General features: G+C 68.8%; 15 protein-coding genes. 7 read left to right on the top strand and 8 right to left on the bottom strand.

Annotation, left to right across the window (positions count from 1 at the left end; all coding sequences use genetic code 11):
- Positions 1 to 197: 197 nt before the first annotated feature.
- Positions 198 to 1,172, bottom strand: coding sequence for a TauD/TfdA family dioxygenase (locus AC08OP_RS07340; protein WP_476613497.1), 975 nt, complete (start codon positions 1,170 to 1,172; stop codon positions 198 to 200).
- 185 nt (positions 1,173 to 1,357) lie between these two features.
- Entirely contained in the window at positions 1,358 to 2,140 is a 783-nt protein-coding gene (locus AC08OP_RS07335) for a class I SAM-dependent DNA methyltransferase (protein WP_476613495.1), read from the bottom strand.
- Between the two features lie 72 nt (positions 2,141 to 2,212).
- On the opposite strand from AC08OP_RS07335, the gene AC08OP_RS07330 reads away from it, so the two are divergent.
- Genes AC08OP_RS07330 through AC08OP_RS07300 form a run of 7 tightly spaced genes read left to right on the top strand, consistent with a single transcriptional unit; the run spans position 2,213 to position 9,031 of the window.
- On the top strand, positions 2,213 to 4,006 hold the full coding sequence (locus tag AC08OP_RS07330) for a M3 family metallopeptidase (RefSeq protein WP_476613494.1): 1,794 nt from the start codon (positions 2,213 to 2,215) through the stop codon (positions 4,004 to 4,006).
- Positions 4,003 to 4,647 carry an O-methyltransferase gene (locus tag AC08OP_RS07325; RefSeq protein ID WP_476613493.1) on the top strand — a complete coding sequence of 215 codons (645 nt, stop codon included), beginning with the start codon at positions 4,003 to 4,005 and terminating at the stop codon, positions 4,645 to 4,647. Before AC08OP_RS07330 ends, AC08OP_RS07325 begins: the two co-directional genes overlap by 4 nt.
- Before the next feature lie 21 nt (positions 4,648 to 4,668).
- Positions 4,669 to 5,187, top strand: a complete 519-nt coding sequence (locus AC08OP_RS07320; protein ID WP_476613492.1) for a hypothetical protein — start codon at positions 4,669 to 4,671, stop codon at positions 5,185 to 5,187.
- A 29-nt stretch (positions 5,188 to 5,216) separates the two neighbouring features.
- Complete coding sequence (locus AC08OP_RS07315) at positions 5,217 to 5,846, top strand: DUF6445 family protein (RefSeq protein ID WP_476613491.1); 630 nt, start codon at positions 5,217 to 5,219, stop codon at positions 5,844 to 5,846.
- A complete protein-coding gene (locus AC08OP_RS07310; RefSeq protein ID WP_476613490.1) occupies positions 5,846 to 6,538 on the top strand; it encodes a pentapeptide repeat-containing protein in 693 nt (230 codons plus the stop codon). Before AC08OP_RS07315 ends, AC08OP_RS07310 begins: the two co-directional genes overlap by 1 nt.
- A 56-nt stretch (positions 6,539 to 6,594) precedes the next feature.
- Positions 6,595 to 7,821: a daptide-type RiPP biosynthesis aminotransferase gene (mpaD, locus tag AC08OP_RS07305; RefSeq protein ID WP_476613496.1), complete on the top strand. Its 1,227-nt coding sequence runs from the start codon at positions 6,595 to 6,597 to the stop codon at positions 7,819 to 7,821.
- Positions 7,805 to 9,031, top strand: coding sequence for a cytochrome P450 (locus AC08OP_RS07300; protein ID WP_476613489.1), 1,227 nt, complete (start codon positions 7,805 to 7,807; stop codon positions 9,029 to 9,031). The genes mpaD and AC08OP_RS07300 overlap by 17 nt, the downstream gene beginning before the upstream one ends.
- Before the next feature lie 28 nt (positions 9,032 to 9,059).
- Here the strand turns inward: AC08OP_RS07300 and AC08OP_RS07295 are convergent, their stop codons facing one another.
- From AC08OP_RS07295 to AC08OP_RS07270, 6 genes are all read right to left on the bottom strand, one after another.
- A complete protein-coding gene (locus AC08OP_RS07295) occupies positions 9,060 to 9,818 on the bottom strand; it encodes an SDR family NAD(P)-dependent oxidoreductase (RefSeq protein ID WP_476613488.1) in 759 nt (252 codons plus the stop codon).
- Positions 9,815 to 11,545: a M3 family metallopeptidase gene (locus AC08OP_RS07290; protein WP_476613487.1), complete on the bottom strand. Its 1,731-nt coding sequence runs from the start codon at positions 11,543 to 11,545 to the stop codon at positions 9,815 to 9,817. Before AC08OP_RS07290 ends, AC08OP_RS07295 begins: the two co-directional genes overlap by 4 nt.
- Entirely contained in the window at positions 11,542 to 12,621 is a 1,080-nt protein-coding gene (locus tag AC08OP_RS07285; protein WP_476613486.1) for an outer membrane protein assembly factor BamB family protein, read from the bottom strand. Before AC08OP_RS07285 ends, AC08OP_RS07290 begins: the two co-directional genes overlap by 4 nt.
- A 95-nt stretch (positions 12,622 to 12,716) precedes the next feature.
- Positions 12,717 to 13,952: a tetratricopeptide repeat protein gene (locus AC08OP_RS07280; protein WP_476613485.1), complete on the bottom strand. Its 1,236-nt coding sequence runs from the start codon at positions 13,950 to 13,952 to the stop codon at positions 12,717 to 12,719.
- 88 nt (positions 13,953 to 14,040) lie between these two features.
- Entirely contained in the window at positions 14,041 to 14,196 is a 156-nt protein-coding gene (locus AC08OP_RS07275; RefSeq protein ID WP_476613484.1) for a hypothetical protein, read from the bottom strand.
- A 514-nt stretch (positions 14,197 to 14,710) separates the two neighbouring features.
- Positions 14,711 to 16,678: a GTP-binding protein gene (locus AC08OP_RS07270; RefSeq protein WP_476613483.1), complete on the bottom strand. Its 1,968-nt coding sequence runs from the start codon at positions 16,676 to 16,678 to the stop codon at positions 14,711 to 14,713.
- Between the last annotated feature and the right edge of the window lie 582 nt (positions 16,679 to 17,260).

Genomic DNA, 17,260 nt, shown 5'->3' with positions numbered 1-17,260 from the left:
TACACCGCTGCCGCTGACCCCCGAACCCCCGGCCGAGGCAGTTGATGCAACCTGCGCCTGGAAGTGATCGCACTCACGACCATAAGATCATGCGGACGCGCCCTGATCGACTCTCGCAGGGCGAGATCGGGCTAGTTTGCGCTGTCTCATGTCGAATCTCGTCCCAGGACGAGGGTGAGAGTGGCGGCCGGCCCGGGTCAGGCTATCGACCGCCAGTCCATGGCCTCGGAGAACGGATCGAGTTCTGGCGCGAGCTCGGGCCGCTCATGTCTCCACAGCCAGATCCGGAGCAGGTGGCGAGACCGGCCGCCGGCATCGGGGCGGTCTTGGAACTCGTCCCGCCCGTGCAGCACCCGGTAGTTGTCCATCCACACACTCTCGCCCCGGCGGAGCACGTAGCGCAGCGTCAGCGAGGCACTCTTCGCGACGTCTTCGAACCGGTCGAGTGCTCCCACCACCTCGGACGTGAGCGACCCCGTCGCCCGAGCGCCCTCACGCAGCATCAACGAACCGAACCGGCAGCTAAGCCGGCCCGCGTGCTCGCTGAAGATGGGTGTCGTCACATACGGGCTGGCTCCGGGGGCCTGCAGACCACGGAGGTCCCAGTTCCACAGCCGGTGGTACACGTCGGTCGGAGCCTCGCTGGCGAGTACGTCCCGCACGGCCTCGGCGCTGCTGAACAACGACGCACCGCCGCGGGCGCTCGCGTGAAGGCACAGCAGCGCTGCCACGTCCGTGGGGTCGGTGTGCATGAGCATCGGCCCGTTCGACAGGTAGCCGCGGGCGGTGACGACATCGGCCGGGCGCGTGTCCCGTACGGATGCGACCAACTCGTCGTCGGAATTCTGCGCCATCGGCCGTCCGATCAGCGCGGAGATGCCGACCAGCAACGCCCCGAGCTGTCCGTCGGAGAGCCCGTCGATGCCATCGGCGGTCAAGATGACCAACCCGGGCCCGTCGGCTCCGAGCCGATCAAGCAGTGCGTCGGCGATGTCGCCCAGCGGATCGGCTACTTGGGCCCGGACGCGGTCGAGTTCGGCGAGACTCCGGTGGCGCAGGGCCGTTGGCAGCTCCCGGGCAAGCCGCCCGAGCTGGCGAGCATCGAGCCGGTACAGGTGGGCACCGGCCTGCAGCAGTTCGTCACCGGTCCAGCCGCGCCGCCCGAATGACATCGGCACGGTCGGCTCACCCCCGTTCATGATGCGCTTAACGGTACGCCGTCAACGAGGTGGGAATGGACCTCGAGCGGACCTGCTCAACGAGCCCGCTCGGGCTCGACACCTCCGTTACCGAGGTGGTTGAGGTCCTCCGGTCACTCCACGCGCACTCCTATCGCTGACTGTCGTCAGCCGGACAGTCAGGGCCGGACCGCGACAACCACCAGCTCACGCGAGGCCGGAGTGACGGCCGAGCCGTCCCAACTCCCGCGCACGGTCACCGGCGCGAAGCCGACGTCGAGGAGTGCCGCCGTGACCGTCCTCTCGGACGGGAAGCGGAGCGTGCTCGTGGTCACCAGCTTGTCGCCGTCGAGGCCGAACCAATACACCGTCCGGTAGGTCACCCGTTCGTCGACGACGTCGACCACCTCGTGGTAGACCTCGACGCGCCCGAGCCCGTCGACCTGGACTACCCGGCGCGACCGAGCCGGGCTCCAGTCGGTCCAGGCCCGGGCCGCGGGATTGCGTGTCTCGAAGGCGAGGGTGCCGCCGGGCCGCAGGTGGGCGTACGTGCCGGTAAGAAAGAGGCGCGTGTCGCTGTCGTCGAGTAGCACCTGGAAGGCGTGGCCGGTCATTGTCACGAGGTCGAAGCGGCGACCGAGGCGCAGGGCTCGGGCGTCGCCGACGACCCACGAGGCAGAGCGAGCTAGGTCGCGCCGACTAGCCTCTGCCAGCATCGCCGCCGAAGGGTCGACCCCAACCACGTGGTGGCCGTCCCGGGCCAGTACGAGGCCGAGCCTCCCGGTCCCGCATCCGAGGTCGAGTACATCGAGCGGTCCGGGCCCTGCGAGGCGCCGATAGTGGTTGGTGTCCGGACCCGGGCCATGGAGGGCGGCGTAGACCGCCGCGACCCGGAAGTCGTAGTAGCTTTCATCACCCTCGTGCGACGGTTCGGGGTGGCGCACGACGTGGGCGATTGACATCTTCTTCTCCATGTAGCAATCTAAGCCTCGCCTCCTCGCGGAGGTCGTGCGGCACCCGGAATCGGCCGAGGCGTGCGTGTGACTTTCGACCAGATCACAGAGTGGGACCAGGAGAGTCTGGTCGAGACCGAGCGCCATCTACGCTCGATGATGGACCGGCTGCGGCACGTCCTGGCCATGCCTGCCCTCACGGAGGCAACCTTCGCCGAGATCGCAGCCATCTACAACAACGTTGCCTACATATTCCTCTACTTGGAGTCGAACGAGGCTCACGTCCGCTACGAAGAGCTGCTCCCGTGGCGGGCCGCGTTCTTTGACGACGCCGATCTAGTGGACGCCCTCGTGCGTTCGATTGGCGGCTTGCGCTGCGGCGACCCGGACATCGAGACCTCTCGCCAGGACTACCTCGCCCGCCTGCGCAGACCGACGGGGCAGGACAACCTCGTCGCGGCGCGCGCCGCCGAGCTCTTGGCGGCGGCCAAGGCCGTCCTCCAAGACATCCGCGCCGACCAGGCAGCGCTCCTGCGCAAGCTGGGTACCGATCCCGGCTCCGGCAACCCGGTCGCTACGTTTTACGGGCTCTCGAGCCGGACCGAGAGCGCGGCCGTGCGGGCCAAGCTCGGCTTGGTATGGGAGAAGGTCAGAGACAGGCGCGTCAACGACCTGGTCGACTTAATCGACCAGCAAGTGATTCTCCGGCGTGAATCCAGCGCCGCCATCGGCTATCCGAGCGTGCTCGCCCGCACGCTGGAACGGTGCCGGGTGACCGAGGCGGATGCGGTTCGGTACACGGACAGTTGCGTGCGGGGGGCAATGGCCAGCCACCGTGCCCTGGAGGAAGAGATCCGGAAGCTGACCGGTGCCCTCGATCGGCCGATCGAGCACTTCGGCCACCACGTCCGCCGGTTGACGGGTGGCCGTCGGGCACCCGTCTTCCGTCTTGATCGTTGTCTCGCCTTCCTCGCCGAGGTGGGCCGCACCGCATTCGGCCTTGACCTCGTCGAGCTTCCGAGGCGGAGCCCGCACGTTATCGCTTTCGCTGTCACGGAGGGTGGCCATGATATCGGGACCATCAACTTTGACCTATGGCAGAGTGGCAACCGGCCCGCCAACCGGACTAGCGGGATCCGCAACCGCCTTGACTTTGCGGGAGTCGTCCAGCGGCCGGTCGCGTACGTCTCGTGTCGATTCGAGGACGGCGGCCAGGAGGGCGGCCTCATCACGTTCCAGAACGTGCACAGCCTCTTCCACGAGTTCGGGCATGCCATCAACCACCTGCTCATTGTCAAACGGCTGCCGAACCAGTCGGGCCTTGAGTACCTTCCCTTGGAGCGACTCGAGAACCTCAGCATGTGGTTCGAGAAGTGGGTGTACCACCCTGAGCTGGCCGAGGCCTTCGCGCTCGACGCCACCGCCCGCGACGGGCTCACTCTCTGCCAGCAGGTCAAGGGCCTCGAGTACCGGCGGACGCATCTCGAGCGTGCTGTCACGGCTACGCTCGACCTGGAGGTGCACCGACATCCCACCGCGGGCTTGGCCGAGGTGTACGCCGAACTCGAGGAGCGCTACGACCTCGCCGACCACTGCACCTTCGGCGACTTCCTCAGCCCGTTCACGTGGCCGATGTTTCAGGCGCACCCCGGCGCAAACTTTGCTTACCTGTGGGGTGCGGCGGACAGCGCCGAGAGGTTCCTCCCGGTGATGGCGACCTCGGTCGCCGCGGTGGGGCCGCCATCGGAAGTTCGGCGACAGTTCCGCTCGTGCTTCGACTTCGACGAGCCGAGCGACGAGCCGGATCCGACCGCCATCTACGAGTTCTACGACAAGATCCTACCGGCGACCGCGCCGGGCTGGGCGACCGCATGACGATGTCGCACCAGGAGTACGTTCGGGCCGTCTCCGGGTCTCGGCCCGAGTTGCTCGACGAGATCCTCCGCGAGGCGCTGCTCGAGCGGGGCCTGCGACCTATGCAGGTCGACGACAACGCGGCTAAGGTCCTCCAGCTGCTGACCCACATCCACCGCCCTCAGCACGCGCTGGAGATCGGCACCTACTTCGGCTACTCCACGATCCACCTGGCGCGCGGCCTGCCCGAGGGGGGGCGGCTTACGTCGCTGGAGCTCGATCCCGAGCTCGCCGAGTTAGCCGTCCGGTACCTCGAACGGGCCGGCGTCGCAGACCGCGTCGACGTCGTCGTCGGCCCGGCCGCCGATCACCTCGCGACGATGGAGCCCGACAGCGTCGACCTCCTGTTCATCGACGCTGACAAGCGCTCCTACCCCGAGTACCTCAGGCTGTGCTTCGGGCTGGTGCGCAGCGGCGGCCTGCTCCTCGCGGACGATGCCTTCGCCCAAGGGAACTACGGTCCCGAGCGCGTCCCGGGCAGTCTGCCGGACACCGAGGCGCGGGCCATCACCACCTACAACCGTGCCGTGATGCGAAGCCCAAGGCTCCTAAGCGCGTTCATCGGCACCACCACGGGCCTGATGGCTAGCTACAAGACCTGACGACGAGGGGCCGCCGGGCCGATGTTAAAGATGATCCACGTGGTCGACGGCTTCCGTCGCGATGCCGTGGCCCGCGCCGTATACGACGCCGATGCTGCCTTGTGGTCGGTCTCCGCGGGCGATGGCCAGGTTGTGGGGCAGGCCGACACCACCACCGCCCCCGAGGAGGCCGAGGGTCTGCGCCTCATCCTGGGCCTCGCCGCTGCCAAGGAGCCGGTGCTGGCCCGGCTCGTCCGCCTCGCGGCTGGTCGCCTAGGCCATCCCTGGGGCGACGGCGACGGCTGGGTCGGCCTCCACGTCCTCGCCGGTGTCGAGGGTCCGGCCCCCGGGGGCTTGTCCGTGCTCCGACCAACGTCGCAGGGCGACCAGGGCGAGCCGGAGTGGGAGCTGACGCTCCACCTGCCCGTAGAGGTCGACCGGCTGTTCGTCTTCCGCCGATCGTTAGCGTGTATGTGGAGCGTCGCCCAGCCCGAGTCCGGACCCGAGCACTGCGCCAGCCTGCTGGCCCGCGCCTTTCTAGTCCCCGATCCCGTCTCGTAGCGAAGGAGAACGCCATAAACAACCGTGTCGTGATCGTGGACGATTTCTACACCAACCCCGATGCCGTGCGCGCTCGGGCCCTGACCTCGGACTACGCCAACATCGAACCGACTGATTACCCTGGGTTCGCCAGCCGGCTCATCCTCGAGGTCGACGCCCTGAAACGGGTGTTCAGCGAGTTGCTCGGCACCGACCTCTACGTTGACGACGTCCGCTTCACCTGGGGCGGGTTCCGGTCCATCACCGCCGACACCGGCTCCCGGCCGAAGGTCCACGCCGACACCGCCATCGACTGGGCGGGGATGGTGTACCTGACGCCCGACCTCCCGCCGAGCGCTGGCACAGCCCTGTACCGCCACCGGGCCAGCGGCTTTATGTCGCCGCCGACCGATCGGGACGCACGCGCCCTCGGCTACGCGGATGCCTCCGAGTTCGAGGACCAGGTCATCTCCGCCGACAAGGCCAATCTGTCAAAGTGGGAGGAGGTCGGCCGCATCGCGCCGGTCTACAACCGGCTCGTGCTGTTCCGGGGCGGCCAGAATTACCACGCTCCCCTCGCGGGCCACGGCGCTTCCCCGGACGCCGGCCGCCTGACCCACAACTTCTTCTTCAACGAGATGCCCGACCCGGGCAGAACCGCCTACAAAATCGCATCATGATGACCGCGGGCGGACGGGCCCTACGCCCCCTCATCGACGTCGCAGTTGAGGTCGTCACCGGGGGGACGGCGACCGACCGCCACGTACTCGTCCCACTCTCGTCCGCTGCCGCGTGCGCGACGGGCGTGCGCGAGGCGGTGGCGGCGAGCCTGGCGACTGGTCGAATGCACCGCACCGCGCGGGATCTCGCTGACGCCGACGCCGGACTCGACCTGTTCGCCCTGGTCGCGCTCGCTCCCGATGCCGTCGAGGTCTTGGACGTGTGGGTGATCGAAGGGTGGCGCCTGTTGCGGGCGCACGGCGCCGGCGTCGACCTGCGTGGTGCACGCCTCCGCGGCGCTGTGCTCCGAAGTGCCCGCCTGCGGGGTGCCCACTTGGGCGAGGCCGACCTGCGGGGGGCCGACTTGGTCAAGGCCGAGCTAGCGTATGCCGACCTGACCGGCGCCGACCTCGCGGGGAGCGATCTCTACAGCGCCAGCCTCAAGGGGGCGAACCTGACCGAGGCGTCGCTTTGCCGGACCGACCTCCGCAACGCCGACCTCCGCGACGCCCGGTGCATCCGCACCGCGTTCCGGGGCGCCGACTTCTGGATGGCCTACCTGTGGAAGGTCGACATGTCGCAGGCCTTCACCGACGGCGCCGACCTTGAGCGGGCCGATCACCTCGACCAGAAGGCGGGTACGGGCTCGTGACCGCGGCGCGGAAGATCGACAGCCAAGGCGCTGCCCCCGGCCCACTTTGGCCACTGATGCTGCCGTCGTCCGAGCAGGGTCTCGACTCAATGTGTGCAGTCTCCGCGCAAGGGGTGCGGGTCCGGTTCGCCGACGGGCGGGAGTGTCTCGCCGGCACAAGCGGCCTCTGGAACGCCAACCTCGGCTTCGGTAACGTCGCGATCGCCGAGGCTGCGAGCGCCGCCCTCCGCGATGCCTCGTATCTGAGCGTGTGGGGCTATGAGAACTCCTACGCCCGGCGGGCGGCGGCCGAGCTCGTCGACGTGGCCGGTGCCGACCGCTTCGCCCGCGTACTCTTCGCCACCTCCGGCGGCTCGGCCAACGACATGGCCATGAAGCTGGTCCGCCACGTCCACGTCCTGCGTGGGGCGGCACAGCGGCGCGGCATCGTCGGCCTGCGCAACGGCTACCACGGCCTGACCTACGGGGCCTTCGCCCTCACCGATGCCCAGCTCGGGCACGAGATCTATGGGGTCGACCGCCGGTTGGTCGGCCATGTGCCGGCCAACGACCCCGACACGTTATCCGTCCTGCTCGATCGAGCGGGAGACCGGATCGCTGCACTGGTGGTCGAGCCGGTGGTCGGGACTGGGGCCGTGGCCCTCACTGACGAGTTCGTCGCCGCCCTCCTGGACCTGCGCCGCGAACACGGCTTTCTGCTCGTCGTCGACGAGGTCTCGACTGGGTTCGGGCGGATTGGCACGGCGCTGTTCGCCTCGTCGGCCTGGCCTGAGTCACCCGACATCCTGATCACCGCCAAAGGCCTCACCAACGGGACGATGGCCGCCGCCGCCGTCCTGGTGTCCCATGACGTGGCAATGGCGTTCATCGAGGGCGACGCGATCTTGGGTCACGCTGAGACGCAGGCGGGAACGCCGGTCGCATGCGCCGCCATCAGCGCCACGATCTCGGAGATGGAGCGCCTCGACGCCGTGGCCGCATCCGCTCGGCTCGGTCGGCGCCTCGACTCGCTCCTCACCCAGCTGGAGGACGAGCTGGACATCGTGACGGCGACGACCGGAGCGGGGTGCCTCCGGGCGGTCCGGCTGGGCGACGCTGAAAGGCCCTTGCCGCCGGAAGAGGTCCAGGCGGCCGTGACGGCCATCCGCGACGCGGGGGCGCTTGTGCACCCGGGTCCGAGCTGCATCCAGCTCCTGCCCGCGCTGATCTATTCCGACGACGACCTCGACGCTCTGCTGCAGTGCGTTACTGAGGGCCTGGCCGCCCATGGCCGACGGCGCTGACGGGGCGGCGCCGATCGAGCCGTTCCCCTGGCCCCGCACCGCCACTGGTGATCCCCCCTCGCTGTACGCGACGCTGCGGGCGGACACGCCGGTCGTCCGTGCCGCCTTCGCCTCAGGCCAGCCCGTGTGGCTGGTGACCCGGCATGAGGACGTCCGCCGCGTGCTGTCCGACAGCCGCGTTAGCTCCGAGCACTCGCACCCAGGCTTCCCCCCGCTATTCCCCGTGCGCCGGCACCGCGACGCACACGGCGTTCCGCCGAAGCTCACCTACTCCGGGATGGACCCTCCTGAGCACACCCACCACCGTCGTCGGGTCGCGAAGGAGTTCGGCGTCCGCCCTATCGCCCGGCTCCGCTCCCGTGTCGAGCAGATCGTCGACGAGCGGATCGACGCATTCGAAGCCGAGCCGCAACCGGCCGACCTGGTCGCGGTCCTGGCCGACACCGTCCCGGCGGCGGTAATCAGCGAGCTGATCGGGGTGCCCGAGACCGACCGATCTATCGTGCAGCGGCTGTCACGGCTGGTGCTCAGCCACCGTGGGCAGCCCGAGGAGATTGAGGCCGGGTCGAGCCGGCTCCACCATCTCGTCTCGGACCTCGTGCACGCCAAGCGCGAGGCGCACGCCGACGACATTCTGGGGCGACTGGTCGCGCGCTACGAGGCGCACGGCGAGTTCGACCACGAACAGCTGGTGCAGCTGGCAGGCGGCCTGCTCACGGCCGGGCATGAGACCACTTCGTCGATGATTGCGCTCGGCGTCGTCGCCCTCCTTGAGCACCCGAGCGTGTGGAGCGAGCTGGTAGGCGACCGAAGCCTTGTCGGCAAGGCCGTCGAAGAGCTGCTGCGGTACCTGTCAATCGCCGACATGGTGACCGCCCGGGTCGCACGGACCGACGTCGAGGTGGGTGGGGTGACCATCCCTGCTGGGGAGGGGATCGTAGCGCTCACCGCCGCCGCCAACCATGACCCGGAGGTCTACCCGCGCCCCGATGTCCTCGACATCCACCGCGACACCCGCGCCCACGTGGCGTTCGGGCACGGGATTCACAGATGCCTAGGCCAACATCTGGCGCGCCTGGAAATCGAGGTCGTCCTGGAGCGGCTGCTTTCCCGCCTACCTGGGCTGCACCTCGCCGCCCCCGTTCCCGCTCCGGGGTGGCCGGGGCGGACGGTGTTCCATGCCGTGGACACGGTCCTTGTCGCCTGGTGACCCGTCGGCCGAGTCCGATGCCGCGCACTCACACCAGCGAGCCCGACGACCCTCCATCCAGCTTGATCACCATACCGTTAGCGGTCGGGCCGAGCGAGGCGATGTGCAGCACACTCCGCAGGCAAGCCTCCAGATCGATCAGTTCGGTGATCACTAGCGACGGGTTGAGTCGGGCGAGAAAGATCCGCACGACTTCCTCTGCCGGAATCCGCCTACGCTCGGCGATCGCCCCCATCTCGGCGAGCTTGCGGGGGTCGGCAAGCGGCCCAAGCGCGAGGGTCGACACGCTGGACCGGCGCCCCCGGCACGCGCTGGCGAGGCCGGCAGTCAGGACGCGGAGCGCTGCCTTGGTCGCGGCATACTCGGCGGACTTGTCGTTAGCGCGGTAGATCGAGTCGGAGTTCACGATCACGCAAGAGCAGGCCCTCTCAGCTGGGAGGCCGGCGAGATGATCCCGGACCACGACGAACGGGGCGATGGCGTTGACCCTGAACATGGCACCGAGGTCCTCGACGGACCAGGGCGTGGCAGTGTGGTCACCATAAGTGACAGCACTGTGTACGACGAGGTCCGGGTCGACCTCCCGCAGGTGGGCGCCAAGCTCGCGCAGGTGCTCGTCGTCGGCGAGGTCAGACCGGAGGTAATGCACCTCGTCGGGCAGGTCGGTGTCGCTACGGGAACGGCGCCCGGTGCCGGTCACCAACCACCCCTCCTCGGCCAGGCGCCGGGCAACGTGGGCGCCGAGGCCCGAGCTGGCGCCGAGGACGACGGCGCGTCCCGCTGTCACACGCCTACCCCCTCGGGCAGGGCGTCGAGGGCCGCGGCCGACGGCGGTCGACGCGGCGTGCGGGGCGATGTGCGGCTCCGGAGCAAGGCGTCGGTGCCCGCCGTGGGAGCCATCGCCTCCCACGGCGTCCCCAGGAGGTCGTCGGCGAGTTCAGCGGCTCTCGCCGCAGCCCACGGATAGAGGAAGCCGGCGCCAGGGTGTTGGCGGAAGACCATGGCGACGAGGTAGCCGGCCAGGGTGCCGAGGTCCGGGGGATCGGGTACTCCCCGACCGGCGACCAATTCGGCCTGCACATCTGCAACGCTGTCACGTCCACTCTGGTGGAGCCGGAGGTCGAGCAAGGCGACCCACGCGCGGACCAGGTCCAGGCTCCCCGCCTCCAGCGCCCGAAGGCGGCGGGCACGGTCGAGGCCCTCCACGAGGTCGGGATCGAGGCCGACGACCCGCCCAAGGTCAGGGTGGAATGCCAGCAGCTCCCACCACGTGCTCATCTCCTCGAAGTGCTCGAGTGGCTGGGCATCCAGCCCGGTGACCGTGGGCCACGGCTCGGCCAGCATGACGTGGTCGAGGGCGTGGCCGACCTCGTGGAAGAGCGAGCGTGCCGCGTCGAAGGTCAGGACGGGCCCACGCTCCCCTCCGTCGACGATCGCCAGCATGTGCGCCGTCCGGCAGGTGGCCGACCCAGCGACGATGCCGTCGTCGTCGACTGGCCGGCGGCCATGAGGGCCGGACGGAACGAGGTCCACCTGGATGGTCCCGACGACTCCCGCCCCGGTGCGGACCGGCAAGACGAACGGGCCGCCTCCGGAGATCCGAGCACCCCCTAGCTCGACGCCGAATACGCGCTCGGCGACGGCGGCGGCAGCCTCGAGGCAGCCGTCCAAGGGGAGCCGTGGCTGAGGGGCTTCGCCTCGGATGACCGCCGCGGCACGCGCCAGGTAGAGCAGCGGAGCATCGGTCGCGCCCGTCGTCTCGCCCAGGAGGCGCAGGAGGTCGAGCCGGCGACGACGGGCCCGGTCCAGGGTGTCCACAAGGAAGGCTTCGACGCCGACGGCGTCGACCCCGCAGCGCGCAAACGTCTGTGCCACGACCGAGTCGTGGCCGTGCTGGGCCGCGTGTTGCCGACGCGCAGCGACGGCCCTATCCACGGCTGCGATGAGGTCCGGCTCGCGCCGCTGACCGAGCCGGTGCCAGGCCGCGACCACCTTGCCCCGGACCTCCGAATCGGCAATGGCGGCCAGGACCCCGGCGATGGCCGCCGCAGGGTGGCCCGGAAGGGTGCGCCCGACAAGGCGCTCGATGAGCGCCCGGCGGTCGTGGTCGATGGCTGCCAGCACGCCGACGATCTCGGTCGTCGCCGCTGCGATCTCAGCCCGGAACTCCACGTCGCGGCCCGTGCCCCGGCGGCTCATTTCGGCGGCCCACGGCGTCGGCGGCCACCAACCGTCTACCACCGGGGCCCGGGCCAGCGCAGCTGCGGCCCGAAGGCAGCGGCCGGGGTCGGCAATTGCCTCTAGGGCACGGGACGCGACCTGGCCCATCGCGAGATGGCGATCGTTTCCCTCGAGATGCACCGCGAGGTGCGCGAGGTCGAGGTGGGCCACGGCGAGTGCGGGCCATACCTCATCTGCTCCCGCCTCCGGCGCCACGAGGGCGTCGAGGCGGTCGACCAGCCCGGAGACACGCGCCCGAGGCTCCCAGCCCACGCCGACGCCGACCGCCGTCACCGGTCGCCCAGTGGGCGGAACAGGTGGTGGTAAAGGACCCCCGAGTATGAACCGCTATACATGCTCCCGCACGGCTCAACCACCGGCGTCGTGTCGATCGCAGGGTCGTGCTCCGCCAGGCCCAGGAGCTGGCTGGACTCCCAGCGGAATCGTCCGTCGCCAGCATTGAGGGCGACGATGTTCCCGCGGGCGTTGGTGGTGACGAAGGCGCCGTCGGGGAGGATCGTCAACGATGTATGGTCGCGAGGCGCCTGGTGCGGCGCGGTCCATCGCACTGACCTGGTCGCCACATCGACGCCGTGGACGTCGCCCCCGGCGATACCGACGGCCAGGGTCCCACCGGACACTGCGGGGCTGGCCGTGACCTTCCCGCCAAGGTCGACCTCGCCGAGTAGATGTCCGGTGTCTGACGACACGAAGCGGCAGCGCCCGTCCACCCCCACCACCGCCACCTCGCCACGGTCGTGCAGGGCGACCGGCGAGGCACGGACAGCGTGGCCCACCTCAACTTCCCACTGCGTTGAGCCGTCGGGGGCCAGCGCCACCACATGCTCCGCGCAGGCGACGACGATCGTGCCCGACTCGGCGGCGACAGGGCTTGCGTAGGGGTCGCGGAACGCCGCCGACCCGCCATGCCGGATGGACCACGGCTCGGGAAGACGACGCCGGAAACGCTCGGTCCCGGTCTCCAAGTCGAGACCGACGCACACGCTCTCGAAGAGCGCCAGAACGAGCAAGTCCTCCGCCGGTACTACGGTGGGCGTGGCGAAGACGGGATGGCCGACGACAGCCGTCCAGGACATCCTCCCCCTTAAGCTCAGGCTGGCCACCGTTCCTGTCGTCGTCGCCACCACGACGCACTGACGCCGGTGGTCGACGACCGGCGACGCGTAGAAGGGGCCGTCGAGGCGCAGCTGCCAGAACTGCTTGCCGAGGTCACGGCTGCAGAGCCGGATCGTGCCGTCGTAAGCGGGGACAACCACCCCGACTCCGCTGACCGCCACCGGGGTCGCGCAGATCGGGACCGCGACGTCGTTGTCGCCGATGGTGCGGCGGAGTCGGCGGTAGCCGCACACCGCCGGCTCCTCAGCCCATTGGGGCATGCGGTTCGGCTGGGCGCGATCGGCCACCACCGACTTGACCGGGTCGTGACGCCAGGCCGGGGGGCGCATCATCCGCCGAGGTCGCCGGCGGGGGTAGGTCGACCAGCGAGCGCCGCTAGCAGGTTAGCACCGCCGTCGACCACCGCTACGACCTCGGCCGCTTCTCGCCGGATGGAGGGATCGCGCGGGTCGAGCGAGAGCAACGCCAGGTAGTGCTCAAGGGCGAGGTCGTGCTGGCCCAAGGCGATGCGGCACCGCGCCGCGCGATGGAGGTGGTGGCCGACCGAGGGCGGACCGAGGCCGACCGCCCGCTCGTAGAGCTCGGCGGCTTGGTCGGTCTCGCCTCTACGCTCGTGCACCTCGGCGAGCTCGCCGACGCTGAGCGACCACACGGGATCGAGGTCGATGAGCGCCAAGCCGGCGTCGCGGGCTGCGTCGAGGTCACCGGTGACGTAGAGGTGTTCTTTTATCGTCGACTCGTAGTAGGTCTTGCGGGCGTTGCGGGCGTCGGACCCGGGCCGCACCCGCTCGGCGACCTCAGCCGCCTCCAGCGCCTTCCTCATGTACCGCCGCGTCGACGCGGCTCGCCCGGTGGCCGCGGGCACCATGGCGACGCCGCGGTACCACGCCGACAGCCCTTCGCCTGTCAGGTCGTCCGAGCCCGATGCGGTCAGGTCGGTGCCGTGCTGGGCGAACCAGCGGAAGATCTCGGCCGAGACCTCCCGCCGCTTGACGTACCACACCACCGCCTGGGTGCAGGCGTCCAGGGCCCGAGCAGGCGGGACCCCGCCGCCCTTGATCGCTCGGCGCATGCGGTCGAATGCCTCGGGCGAGCTAGCGCCGTCATCGACCCGGTTGGAGATCACGAAACGCAGCCAGGCGAGCTCGAAGTCCTCCCGCGTGGAAGTCAATCGGCCCGTGCCGAGGCCGACCAGCTCACTCGCCAGGGAGAATCGGCCTGCGCAGATCAGGATCGACGCCACGTTTACAAGTTCGGTCACCGATAACTCGGCGCGGGCCGCAACGGCGTCGCCGAGCCGTCGCGTCGTGGCGGTGGGGCAGTAGTCGAGGGTAGCGAGGGCGCGTGGGTCGATACCCTCGATCAGGGCAATCTCAAACAGCACCGCCGGTTCGAACACCTGGGTGAACGGGAACCCGAAGTGGTGCCAGGCATGCTCGGCGATCGCCCGAGACAACGACTCCGAGAAGATGTCCAGGGGGCGATCGTCCGGAACCTCGAGCCCGACCATCACCGCCTGGAACGCGTTTCTACCCGATCGCCCGACGGCCCTCTGCGCTGCCATGTCCATCCCAGCGTTTTCCTCGGGCGTTCGCGGCGAGGGTGCGGCCGAGTCTGCTCCGTCGGTCGGGAACGTGTGGCCCCGCGCGCTGTCAGGTGCTGAGAAGCTCGTCGAGCTCGGACTCGAGGTCGACGTCCTCCAGGACCTCCAGATCCTCCAGGCCCGTGCCAGCGTCCGCCTCGAAGAAGACCTCGGCGGAGACGAACGGGAAGAAGGCGGGCTTCTTCCCGAGGATGGACTCGTGCATGGCGCTACCTCCGTTGCGCAGGACTCAGCTCACAGAGTGACTCAGGTCGGCACCGACGGTCAATGGGCTCTTCGCGGTAGAGGGTGAGCGGTTCGTGTCGTAGTGGCGGCGATGGGAGCGACCCCCAGGCTGATCGATGTCCTGGACGATCGGAAGGAGCCCACTCGGCAGTCAACGCTAGGTGAACCGTTCCAGCGTCTCCGCCGCTTGCCGGTAAGTCACAGGACCCGGCTGTCTGACAGAGGGGCGATCCTTTCCAGCGCGAGGTGTTCGGTGAACCGCAGCGCGGAGTACTACCCATCCTTGCGACTCTCTCGCCTTCTCGATGATCACGGGTTTCTTTCATTGATGGGATCGGTCAGTGATTCCTCGACACGGTCACGGAGTACTTCGTCTCCACACTGAAGACCGCTCTGGCCCCGCTCTGGCCCGCTCATCGCGAACCCGAAGGAAGCTCACCTGACAGTGAACGGATTAGGCACGGTTCGTCGCACAGGAATGTCGAGACGCTGTATTAGGTGACTTGGCGCAGGTAATCGCCGCGGTTCAGCGGGTTGAGGTCGGTCCGGGGCCGGGTGGGGAACTTGCCGGCCACTCGTGCGTAATGGCTGAACTCCGTCTCGAGGAAGCCTTCGCCGCGGGTCATCCCGGGGATGAGTGCCTGGAGGTCTGGGACCTTTGCGGCGCGGACGTTGCCCTCGACGATGCACGTACCCGCCTTTATAAGCGGCTCGGACGTGATCTCGCCGAACTCCGCCATGGCTTTCACGAGGCCGCCGAGAGTGTCCGTCGGGCACTCCAGGTGGAACGACTGGATCGGCTCGTGGACCTCGGTGGTCGCCCGACGTAGGGCATCCATCACCGTCAGCGGGGCGAGCTTCCGGTGGTCGGCGGCCGTGCTCGTAGCCCAGTCGCGGTGAAGGATCCCCCTAGTCATTGTGACAATGCAGTCCACCACCTCCCAGCCGTACAGCCCCTCCATCAGGGTCCGCATCGCCGCATCCTCCACTGCCTTGTAGAAGGACGAGGGCACGCTCCCGGTGTTGATCTCCAGTGCGAAAGAACGACCCGACCCGACCGGGCCCGGCTCCACCCGCAGCCCGATTGTCGCGATGAACGGGTCGGGTGCTTCGTCGAGCGCCTTGCCGACCCCGACCACCCGCTCGACGTGGACGATGGTGGAGGGGCTGAACTCCGCTTCGACCTGGAACTCGGTCGCCAGCGTCTCCTGGATGACCTCCTTCTGCACCTCGCCGTAAAGCGAGACGTACAGCGCCTGAGCGCGGTCATCCTGGCGGAGTCCGATCAGCGGGTCCTGCTCGGAAAGCTGGGCGAGGGACTGATACAGCTTCCCCCGGGCACGGGGGTTCGTCGCTCGCACCGCGGACTCGAGAAACGGGCGGGCGAAATACGAAGCGCGCGGCGCCGACCCGCCAGCTCCGATCTCGTCTCCGATCTTCGCCTTGTCGAAGCCCCAAACCTTGGCGATCCGCCCCGCCTCGACAGCGCCGACGGGCACCGCGGCGCCCTCCTCGAAGACCTGGAGAGCGGTCACCCGCTGGTCCAGCCCGCCTACCGGGATGCGCTGCCGGGACCGGAGGATCCCGGAGAGAACCTTGGCATAACATATCTTTTCGCCCGCAGGACCACGGTCGACCTTGAACACCCGCCCTCGCAGATCGTCGTCGATGGGCGCCGCGGAGGCCGGCAGGTACGTGACGATCGCGTCCATGAGTTCGGGCACGCCTGTACCGGAAATGGCCGAACCGAACAGGAGGGGGTGCACGGTTCCCCGGCGGGCCTCACGCAGAGCTGACAGGCGGAGGACCTCGTCGTCGATCTCGGACCCGTGCTGGACGAACAGGTCGAGCACCTCTTCGTCGTTGTCCGCCAGGACTTCGATCACATCTTGGCGGACCGCCTCCGGGAAGCTGGAGTACGGCTCGTAGCGGGCGGCGCGTGTCCCCAGCTCGATCGGCTCGCCTAGGCACAGCACATTCGGGGTAAGCCGGGAGCGGATCTCGGCAAGCAACTGGTCCGAGCGGGCTCCGACGCGGTCGATCTTGTTGACGAAGACCACGAAAGGCAGGCCTCGGCGCTTCATGGCCCGGAAGAGGATCCGGGTCTGCGCCTGCACACCCTCGACGGCCGAGATGACGAGGACTGCACCGTCGAGGATGTCGAGGACCCGCTCGATCTCGGCGATGAAGTCGGGGTGCCCTGGCGTGTCGACGAGGCTGACGGCGCAGCCGTCGTGGGTGAACGCGGTGACTGCGGCCTGGATGGTGATCCCCCGCCGTCGCTCCTGCTCCATGCTGTCGGTGACGGTGGTGCCGTCATCGACCCTCCCCGGCTCGGCGATCACGCCGGCCTCGAAGAGGATCCGCTCAGTCGTTGAGGTCTTGCCGGCGTCGATGTGCGCGAGCACGCCGAGGCTCAGTGTCCTCGTCGGGCTCGCGGCGTTGTCCTGGTGCTCGGCCATCGTGGGCCATAAACTACCCGACCGGCCCTACAGCACCGTGTCCCCACTCTGCCGGAGCGTCGCCTCGCCCGAGCCTCGGACGGAAGTAGTGCCAGGCGGAGGAAGTAGCTGCGGCGGGCGGATTCTGCACGGCGACCCCGATCTGGTTCGGGCAGGGTCCGGTCTCCGTCGACCAAGTCGATAGACCGACGCAGAAACGCCTGCCGGCCTGCTGCCTTGACGGCGACGAAATCGTGACGAGCTCACCAGGCATGGCCTGCCGTCTGAGTTCAGAGGCCGCGCTGCTTAGGAGTTATTTGCCTATGGGTCTGTCCTCGGCTCAGCGGCCAGCCTACCGGTGCCCGGGGCGTCAGCGAGCGAGATAGCCGATGTCTTGACATGGCTGTCCAGTAAGCCGCGTTGGACGGCACAGCCGAACTCATCGAGGATCTTGCTGTATTTATCCGCCTCACACGGGCCTCACTAATCAGTTAGTCCGTATCTGGGTGGTCCCGTATTTGGTCGAGTACCTGGCGTAGATCGTCGGGGCAGCGGGTGCGCGGTGGTCAGAATCTGTTCACCATGGCGTCGTACATGCGACAC

The organism is Frankia sp. CeRuru1 (assembly GCF_977966315.1).
Note: the sequence above shows the minus strand (reverse complement) of the source record. Positions and strands in the feature narration are given on the sequence as shown.

Excerpts from the sequence above, each read along its gene's own strand:
- AC08OP_RS07340 (WP_476613497.1), bottom strand. The coding sequence starts at position 1,172 with ATGTCATTCGGGCGGCGCGGCTGGACCGGTGACGAACTGCTGCAGGCC.
- AC08OP_RS07335 (WP_476613495.1), bottom strand. The coding sequence starts at position 2,140 with ATGTCAATCGCCCACGTCGTGCGCCACCCCGAACCGTCGCACGAGGGT.
- AC08OP_RS07325 (WP_476613493.1), top strand. The coding sequence starts at position 4,003 with ATGACGATGTCGCACCAGGAGTACGTTCGGGCCGTCTCCGGGTCTCGG.
- AC08OP_RS07320 (WP_476613492.1), top strand. The coding sequence starts at position 4,669 with ATGTTAAAGATGATCCACGTGGTCGACGGCTTCCGTCGCGATGCCGTG.
- AC08OP_RS07310 (WP_476613490.1), top strand. The coding sequence starts at position 5,846 with ATGACCGCGGGCGGACGGGCCCTACGCCCCCTCATCGACGTCGCAGTT.
- mpaD (WP_476613496.1), top strand. The coding sequence starts at position 6,595 with ATGCTGCCGTCGTCCGAGCAGGGTCTCGACTCAATGTGTGCAGTCTCC.
- AC08OP_RS07300 (WP_476613489.1), top strand. The coding sequence starts at position 7,805 with ATGGCCGACGGCGCTGACGGGGCGGCGCCGATCGAGCCGTTCCCCTGG.
- AC08OP_RS07280 (WP_476613485.1), bottom strand. The coding sequence starts at position 13,952 with ATGGCAGCGCAGAGGGCCGTCGGGCGATCGGGTAGAAACGCGTTCCAG.
- AC08OP_RS07275 (WP_476613484.1), bottom strand. The coding sequence starts at position 14,196 with ATGCACGAGTCCATCCTCGGGAAGAAGCCCGCCTTCTTCCCGTTCGTC.
- AC08OP_RS07270 (WP_476613483.1), bottom strand. The coding sequence starts at position 16,678 with ATGGCCGAGCACCAGGACAACGCCGCGAGCCCGACGAGGACACTGAGC.